7 protein-coding genes are annotated in these 8,868 nt (G+C 69.1%); all 7 read right to left on the reverse strand.

The genetic code is table 11. The annotated features are described in order from the left end of the window. The coding region (locus R1101_RS0110975) for an FAD-dependent oxidoreductase (protein ID WP_016933480.1) at positions 1–1,473 on the reverse strand (1,473 nt) is incomplete at its 3' end. Positions 1,474–1,475: 2 nt separating this feature from the next. Continuing rightward, entirely contained in the window at positions 1,476–2,816 is a 1,341-nt protein-coding gene (locus R1101_RS0110980; RefSeq protein WP_037222874.1) for an MFS transporter, read from the reverse strand. A 152-nt stretch (positions 2,817–2,968) separates the two neighbouring features. Next, positions 2,969–3,901, reverse strand: a complete 933-nt coding sequence (locus R1101_RS0110985) for a LysR family transcriptional regulator (protein ID WP_016933482.1) — start codon at positions 3,899–3,901, stop codon at positions 2,969–2,971. Positions 3,902–3,931: 30 nt separating this feature from the next. Next, entirely contained in the window at positions 3,932–5,281 is a 1,350-nt protein-coding gene (locus tag R1101_RS0110990) for a permease prefix domain 1-containing protein (RefSeq protein WP_026003141.1), read from the reverse strand. Continuing rightward, on the reverse strand, positions 5,281–5,643 hold the full coding sequence (locus R1101_RS0110995) for a PadR family transcriptional regulator (protein ID WP_016933484.1): 363 nt from the start codon (positions 5,641–5,643) through the stop codon (positions 5,281–5,283). The genes R1101_RS0110990 and R1101_RS0110995 overlap by 1 nt, the downstream gene beginning before the upstream one ends. A gap of 98 nt (positions 5,644–5,741) precedes the next feature. Next, positions 5,742–6,635, reverse strand: coding sequence for a hypothetical protein (locus R1101_RS0111000; RefSeq protein WP_016933485.1), 894 nt, complete (start codon positions 6,633–6,635; stop codon positions 5,742–5,744). Positions 6,636–6,682: 47 nt separating this feature from the next. Further along, a complete protein-coding gene (locus R1101_RS0111005) occupies positions 6,683–8,758 on the reverse strand; it encodes a hypothetical protein (RefSeq protein WP_026003142.1) in 2,076 nt (691 codons plus the stop codon). Positions 8,759–8,868 lie beyond the last annotated feature (110 nt).

An 8,868-nucleotide genomic window follows, 5' to 3' on the forward strand; every position in this document is an offset into this window, starting at 1 on the left:
CAGGGCAGCGACGCTCTCGGGGGCGAGCGCCTGCGCCAGGCTCGTCGCAGCGGCGGCAAGTGCGGCCGAACCCGCGGCGTCGAGGCCCACACCGAGCACCGCGAATCCGGTGCCGCGCGCGTCGTTCAGCGACGTCTCGCGACCGGCGATGCGGATCCGGCGGTCCTCGACGGGATCGCCCGGCAGCACACCCTCGGTTCCGGGGGCGACCGACCAGGTCAGCGGCGACAGGCGGGCGTGCGTGGCGCTGGACTGACGCGGGTTGATCAGGTGCCCGAACTCGGGGCGTCCCACGGCGAGCGCGAGGATCGCGTCGCGCGTGGTGCGATAGCCGTGGCTGCCGGGGCTCATGATGAGCGTGGACTTGCCGGCGTTGGCGACGTTCTGCTCCCACGCGTTGTGGCGTTCGAACGAGTACGCCTGCAGCAGGGCGGGTTCGGCGTTGCCGTTCACGACCGCGGCGAGCTGCCACGCGAGGGTCTCGGCGTCCTCCATACCCGAGTTGAGGCCGCGCACACCGAAGATCGGCACGAGATGGGCCGCGTCACCGGCGAAGAGGAGGCGATCGTGGGTGAACTCGTCGAGGGCGAGCGCGCGGGCACTGTAGAAGCCCTTCCACTCCAGGGTCCACGGCAGGTCGTTGCGCAGCCAGTCGAGGTGCTTGGCGATGCGGGCGCGGATCGCCTCCTCCTGCGTCTCGATCTCGGCGTCCTCGGACGGGTCGAGCTGGTAGTCGATGCGCCAGATGTTGCCGGGCTGCTTGTGCATGATGATCGTCGAGCCGGGGTTGCTCGGCGGGTCGAACCAGACCATGCGCTCTGCGGGGAGATCGGACTCCCAGTGGATATCGGCGATGACGTAGCGGCCCTCGTAGCTGGTGCCCTGCAACCGCAGTCCCGCGAGCTCGCGCATACGGCTACGGCCGCCGTCGGCGGCGACGACCCACCGTGCCCGCAGATGGCGCTTGCCCGCGGCGGTGTCGACCTCGAGGGTGACCTCGTCCTCGCCACGCAGGATCCCGGCGATCGGGGCCTCCCAGTGCAGCGTGATGAGCGGGTTCTGCTCGATGGTGTCGACCATGATCTGCTCGAACTCCGACTGGGAGACGTTGATCATGGGCGGGCGGACGTCGAAGTCACGCTGTGGCATCTGGAAGTGCAGGACCTGCCGGTCGCGGTAGAAGCTGCGGCCACCGACCCACGGCAGCACGATCTTCTCGAGTTCCTCGCCGAAGCCGAGGCGGGCGGCGGCCTCGAGGCTGTGGCGCGAGATGCAGATGGCGCGCGAGCCGAAGGACACCTGGTCGGCGGCTTCGAGGATCGTGACGGGCACACCGCGCTGGGCCAGACCGAGGGCGACGGCCATGCCGACCGGACCGGCACCGACCACGACGACGGGCAGCGTCTCGTCGGCGGGAGTCATCGACTCGAATTCCGACGCGGGGTACGTGGGCGGTTGGTAGTAGGTCGACATGGTCAGGCACCTTCCTCGGGAGAACGGCGGGAGTCGGTGGTGTTCGCGTGCCCGGCGGACGGCACACGCAGCAGCAGGATGCTCATGAGGCTGATCAGCGCGATCAGCACGAAGTAGCCGGTGATGGACATCGAGGTGCCGGTCGCTGCGAACAGGGAGGTCGCCACCATCGGTGCGAGACCGCCGCCGAGGATGGCGCCGATCTGGTAGCCGAGCGACGCACCGCTGTAGCGGATCTTCGCCGGGAACAGTTCGGCGAACAGCGCCGACTGCGGGCCGGCGCAGCAGCCGAGGGTGAACCCGAGACCGACCATTGCGAGGAGCATGACCGGAAGGAGTGCGGTGTCCATCAGCGGGAAGAACAGGGCGGCCGCGACGACCAGTGCCGCCGACGACCTGATGTAGATGGTGCGGCGTCCGACCAGGTCCGAACGCCATGCACTGAAAGCCATGCCGGCCATCCAGAACGGGCAGGAGGCGATCAGCAGCGTAAGCATCGTGGTCTTGCCGAACCCGAGCGTGGCCTCGCCGTACTTGAGGACGTAGACCATGTAGGCGTAGGCGATGCCGTTGGTGGCGATGAAGGTGCCGCCGGCGAGCAGCACGGTCTTCCAGTGCTGCGTGAGCACCTCGAGGATCGGCATCTTCTCGTCGACCGGTGCGGGTGCATCCTTGGCGGCCTTGAATTCCGCGCTCTCCTCGAGACCCAGGCGGATCCACATGGCGACGAAGACGAGGATCGCCGAGGCGAGGAACGGGATCCGCCAGCCCCACGCGTCGAACGTCTCCTCGCTGAGGAAGGCGGTCAGCGGCAGGTAGACGAGGTTCGCCAGGAGCACGCCCGCAGGGACACCGAGCTGCGGCGCTGCACCGTAGAGCCCGCGCTTCCCGGCCGGGGCGTTCTCGGTGGCGACGAGCACCGCTCCGCCCCACTCGCCACCCACGCCGAGGCCCTGGACGAAACGCAGGGCGACGAGCAGGATCGGGGCCGCGACGCCGATGGCCGCGTAGTTCGGGAGCAGGCCGATCGCGACGGTCGCGAAGCCCATCAGCAGCAGCGAGACGACGAGCATGGACTTGCGGCCGATGCGGTCACCGAAGTGCCCCATCACGACGCCGCCGATGGGGCGTGCGATGAACCCGACCGCGAGCGTGGCGAAGGCCGCGAGCGTCCCGGCCACGTCGGACGAACCGGGGAAGAACTGCGGGCCCAGCACGAGTGCCGCTGCCGTGCCGTAGATGAAGAAGTCGTACCACTCGATGGCGGTGCCGACGAAGCTGCCGAGTGCGGCTTTGCGTGCGGCTCTTGCCGACGTCTGCTGCGTCGAGTCAAGGACGGTCATGTTCGTGCCCTCTCCTGCGGTCGATCCGAGGCATCCGATCAACGAGCGTTCGGACGCAATGGACCAATCATGAGAGCGGTCACATCGTTTGCAAAGCACACAAAGTCGGTGAATATTCACGGAAATTCCGTGAATGCGGACATTCGTCCACGTCAGAGAACGTGCGCGGTCCGTGTGACATCCACGACGAAGTCGGTGAAAGTCTGGGCCACACGGCTCGGGAGGGCGTCCTTGCGCCACGCGAGCACGACCCGCACGGGTTCCGGAGCCGGGTCGACGACGGGCAGCAGGACGAGTGTCCGACCCTCATAGGTGACGTCGACGGCGGGTCGCTGCACGAGCAGGGTCCACCCCAGTCCGCGGCCGACGAACGATCGCGCCGTCTCGAAGGTCTGGGTCCGGTACGCGACGGACGGAGTGAAGCCCGCCTCGGCGCACACCCGCAGGGCGTGCCCCGAACTCGGCGGAGCGTCGAGGAGCACCATCGGTTCGTCGGCGAGGTCGCGCAAGCGCACGTGCGAGGCCCCGGCGAAGGGATGATCCGCCGAGACGAGCACCATCGGCTCGCGCACGTCGAGGGTGACCGTCTCGAGTCCCGGTTCGAGATCCAGGTCGTAGAGGAAGGCCACGTCGAGTTCGTGCGAGTCGAGCAGCATCCGCAGACGAGTCTGGGTGTCCTCACGGAAATCGACGTCGGCCCGGGGATGGGCGCGGGTGAACTCGGCGATGAGCGCGGGCAACAATGTCGGAGCCAGTGAGAGGTAACACCCCACCGCCACCGGGCCGACGACGTCGCCCGCCTCCGAGCGCGCATCGCTCTCGAGTTCGCTCGCGTGGTGCAGCAGCATCTTCGCCCGTTCGAGCACCGCGTGACCGGTCGGCGTCAGCTTGACTCCGCGTGCGCGTTGCCGGACGAGGAGCTTCACTGCCAGAGCCTTCTCCAGATCGGTGATCGCGGAGGACAACGCCGAGTGCGAGATGTGCATCGCGTCGGCGGCCGCGGTGATGGTGCCCCACTCGGCAACGGCGACGAACGCCGCGAGTTGCCTGATCGTGTACGTGGGCACCGCGTCCGTCCTGGGCATGCTCCTACCGTAGCCCCGGGCCGAGGACGCTCAGACGAACCGGAAGAGGGGTGGAATCACGACGACGGCCAGCACCGCCCACCTGCAGTAGACCGGCAGGTACCGCATCTGCCACCGCTCGACGGCCGCGAAACCGGAGCGTCCCCTCAGGAACGAGACACCGAGACGGGCCGCCCACACCAGATTCACCATGAGGACGAGGTTCAGGCCGAGCGCGGTGACCTTGTTCGCGGTGAAACCGAACTCGGCGATGCGCGTCGTCATCGCGGTGAGCATCAGCAGATCGACAGCGAGCGCCGCGGCGATCAGCACGACCTGCATCAGATCGAAGACGTCCGGTGCGGCATGCGGGTCGCGGGCAGAGATCGAGTACAGCAGGAGTCCGAGGACGAGCACGAGGATCAGATCCATGAGGATCAGCAGGCCCCGGTCGACGTCGACGACACTGTGGGAGGCGACCACCGCGATGAACAGTGCGACGAGCATGACGATCGTGACGGGTGTGAACACCCGGGTGAGAACGGGCGCGATGTTCTCCACGACCTGCTGTTTCGCTTCGACGAGCCATGCCGCGACGACGATGGCTCCGGCCGGCGCGAACGGGGCGATCCACTGTTCGAAGAACGGTTCGAGGTCGATCTCCAGGGCGCTGAAGGCACCGGCGGTCAGCCCCATGAGCACACCGCCCCCGAGTGCGAGCAGCGCCAGGTACACGGCCCATTCCCCGGTGAAGCGCACGAAGTCCATGCGTCGGCGATGGGACCGCCATTGTCCTGCGACGTAGGCCGCGCCCACCACGAACCACAGGACCACCGGGGCGTGGATCGCCGCGATGATCTCGGTGGCACCACCCGGTTCGAACGGGAACACGTTGAGCACGACCGCCGAGAGGACGAACGGAACGGCAAGAAGCGCACCGCTCTTCGGGCTCATCTCCCGTTTCCACGCGAAGTACAGCGCGAGGAACGGCAGGACGAGCACGGCGGCGTTGCGCAGGAGCGCGGCCTCGGGAAGCCACTCGAGCCCGGCCCGGACTGCCAGTCCGGCACCGAGCGCGCAGGCGAGGACAACCGCGAGTTCCTTACGGCGACGCGGGGTTCCGGATTCCTCCCCGCCGCGGCGGGTGAGGACGAGTTGCTTCCACAGCCGGTCGGAGTGCTCCTGGGCGAATTCGCGGGAGATCTCGTCGAGACCACCCATCCTGCCGACCGCGACCAGGAACGCCTCGTCGGCCGTCAATCCGACCGACACGAACTCCGAGATCTGTTCGCGAAGATGGTCTTCCATCTCGTCGATGTCGGAGGACGAGATCACGCGGCGGTCGGCGACGTAACTGCGCCAGCCGGCGATCCGGGACTCGAGATGCGCATCGAGTGTCATCACGACCACCCCGGTGCGGCCGCGGGAGGCAACTGGGCCGACTGCCACACCTGGTGCAGCGCGTCGGCGACGACCGTCCATTGCGCCGCCCGTTCGGCGAGAACCTCGCGACCCGCATCGGTGAGGGCGTAGTGCTTGCGTCGGCGCCCGTTGTCGGCGACCCGCCAGGTGGCGGACACGTGCCCCGCCCGCTCGAGGCGGTGCAGGAGGGGGTAGAGCATCCCGTCGGTCCATTGCATCCGGCCCTGCGACAGCTCGTTGACGCGTTTGATGATCGCGTACCCGTACGACTCGCCCTCGGCGAGGATACCGAGCACGAGCGGGGTGGCGGAGGCGGCCACCAGATCCTTCTCGATGAACATGTCGCCCTCATGCCTAGAAGTTCTATGGATAACGGTGACCCTAGCAGATCTAGGTATGTGAGTCGCGCGTTCGCCCATCAACGGTGCCGGGACTTCTTCTACTGCTCGCCGCGGGACTCGGCAGCGGGCGCGGACTCGTCGGAGCGACTCCACGTCTCCGTCACCCGGGCCCGGCCGCGTTCGAACACCTCGCCGAGGACTCCCCCGACCGCCTTGAGCGGACTGCTCATCGAGTCCAGCGCCTCGGCCACCACAGGGTCCTCGTCGTCGAGCCAGCCGGCCTCGTCGGCACGGCACGCCCACCGGAAGTCGTCGATGTCCCGGCGCAGACCGGCGAGCACCTTCGTGGTCCGTCCCGACGACAGGCGTCGGACGACCTCGATCGGGGGATCCTCCGCGAACCGGGCCAGTGCGGCGCGGGCACGACGGAGCAACGCCGCGTCCTGCGTGAAATGGTCGGACAGAACCTGCCGTGCGGACGTCAGCGCGTCGGTCAGATCCTCGTCGCGCGTGCGCGCCAGGTGCACGCGATGCCACAGGAACAGGCAGTCCTCGACGATCACGAGCAACTGCAGCGTCTCCCCCAGCGCTCCTTCCGCCGCAACCTTCTGCAGCAGTTCGATGTGCTCACCCACCGCCGCGTCGAGCCCGAGACCGTCGAGCGACGACGAGACGTGACTGCGCAGACGCACCACCGTCTCGGCGAAGACCGGACCCACCTCGGCGACGACCGACCAGTCCCCGTCGGGCAGACCGCCGGTGTGGTCGACGATCGATGCCGCTCTGGTCAGGATGTTGTGCGTGGCGACGATGTCGCCGGCCAGGGGCGCCCCGGCCAGGTCGAGCACACGGTCGACGGTCCCGGGCGCCGCATCCTCACCTTCGAGCCGCACGACGGCGGCCTCCACCGACGAGACGGCTCCCCGCAACGCCTCGAGAACCGCGTCGAGGGCGGCGGGGACTGCGGCGGTGGGTTTCGACGTGTCGGCCATTCCTCAATCGTGCTACGTCCGCGGTCCGGATGCATCACGTCTCCCGGTCAGTTCGAGACGCGCACCCATGCCTGCTCGAGCAGCGCGACCACCTCCGTCTCCCGGCGGGCGCGGTAGGCCGACAGGATCCGACGCGGACGCGACTCCCCGTCGAGGCCGAGGGCGGAAGCGAGTGCCGCCGCGATCCGTTCCTCGGGGACGGTCTCCGGTTCGGTGTGGCCGATGAGCGAGAGCGCCTTGCGCAACGGTTCGGCGTTGTCGGCGACAGTGCGCAGCGGCAGGACGTCGAACCGGCCGTCGGTGCGGATCTCGAGCAGCAGCTCGTTGTCCTCCTCCACGCCGACATCCTCGAGGAAACGGCGGATCGAGGACAGGCGCGGCGCCGGCCCCGTCCAGCGCAACGTCTGCCCGCCCAGCCGGGACGGCAGCACCACATGGCCGCCCGGCGCGCAGTTCGCGATCGTCGCGACAGCGGACGGAACCGTGAACTCGGCTCCCCGAAGGTGGTCGCGCGTCGCAGGAATCCGCAGCCGCCAGGAGTCGCCCAGCCGGTACAGCCGACGCGTGCGCTCGGGCACGGCGATGGGGACGTGCGAGCGGTGACGACGCCGAACCCGACCGTCGACGACCTCGAAATCCCCTCCACCCGTGAATGTTCGAGCGGAGTCCTCGGAGATACCGAAGCGGTCGACGAGCGCGGCGACCACCATGTCGCGATCGGCGCTTCCTCCGCGGGCATCGACCAACCGCGCAATGCGGTTGCGGATCGCGATGACCACGTCGACGTCCCACTCGGCCAGCGCCCACCGCTCGCCGTCGGACGTGAAGCGCTCGTCGTCGGCGAGCTCGGAGACGAGCGTATGGACGTCCGCGTTGACACCCATCCGTGCGACGAGCGTGTCGGCGGTCAGCGGATCGCCGAGCACCTCGAGGACCTGGGCGGCACGACCCGCGAGACCGTCCGGCGGGGACAACAAGCGGCGTTCGAAGGTCGTCGTGCCGCAGTACTGCGTCCACGCCTCGAACTCACCGTCGGGAAGCGACCACACCGCCTTCACCGCGGCCGGCTCCACCACACCGTTCGGCGACTCGAACTCCGAGAGCAACCCCCGCGTCTGCTTCTCGGCATCGGGCAGATCCGGCACGGCGACCCACCCGTCCGCGACCTCGAAGCGATCGTCGAGTCGGTGCAGCACTCGCCACAAGGGCACGTCGAAACCCGGCACGGTCCGGTTCAGCACCGGATGGGCACGCATCACCCGGTCGAACGACGCCACCGGCCGCACGTCGACACGCAACGCCGCCAGCAGGTCGCCCACCGCCGTGCCGAACGGGAAGGTGGAGGGCCCGGCCGGGTCGTCGACGTCGTCGTGGACGCGGCGCCGCAACGCCGCGCGCTCCGCGTCGGGCAGTCCCTGCAGGTACTCGGTGAGTTCGATGATCGGATCGGACGGCGCCGCCACCGGCAGGTCGCGGGCGGTGAGCGCCCGCAACCGGGCCGCGGCGTCCTGGATCTCCTCCGGCGCGCCGTCGTCGATCACGGCGTGCACAAGGGGTGCGTCGTCCTGACCGCACACTCTGCGCCACCGCGCCAGCGCGGCCAGGTCGTCGAGGAGCAGCGCCACGGCGGGCACCCGCGCGGCACGCGGATCGGCCCCGAGAGTGGACGGCTCGCGGAGGACCGTCGTGACGAGCGCGGCACAGACGATCTCCTCCACCGCCTCACGGTCGGCGCCGCGGACCCCGAGCAGGTCGGCCGGACTGCGGCTGAACAACTCGGCGGTGGTGGGTGCGTGGGGAAGGCGTGCGACGAGGGTCGCGGCGGCCGGACCGAGATCGAGTGCGGCCACGGGCACTTCGTCCTCACGCAGCAGACCGTCCGCGAACCGCAACTCAGGGTGATCGGTGACGTAGATGTGGGCGAGTTCGGCACACAGTTCGGGGACCTCGGTGTGGCCGGAAGTCTCGGCGGGCGACTCGTTCTCCCACCATCGCGGGGACGACACCAGCGCGCCGAGGGCGGCGGTGCGGGCCGAACCGTAGCGATCGAGCCACGGCATCAGATCCACCCAGCGACGGCTGTCGAGTTCGTCCACCGACATCGCACGAGACCACAGCGACACTGACCGTTGCTCCTCTTCCACGCCCGGCGGAGGCCGCGGGCCCCCTGTCCGGCGTCGACGCCGCGCTCGTGCAGCGCGTCTGCGCGAGGCGCCCTCGACCCGGACGCCGT

Source organism: Rhodococcus sp. R1101 (genome assembly GCF_000278445.1).
Lineage (GTDB): Bacteria > Actinomycetota > Actinomycetes > Mycobacteriales > Mycobacteriaceae > Rhodococcus > Rhodococcus gordoniae.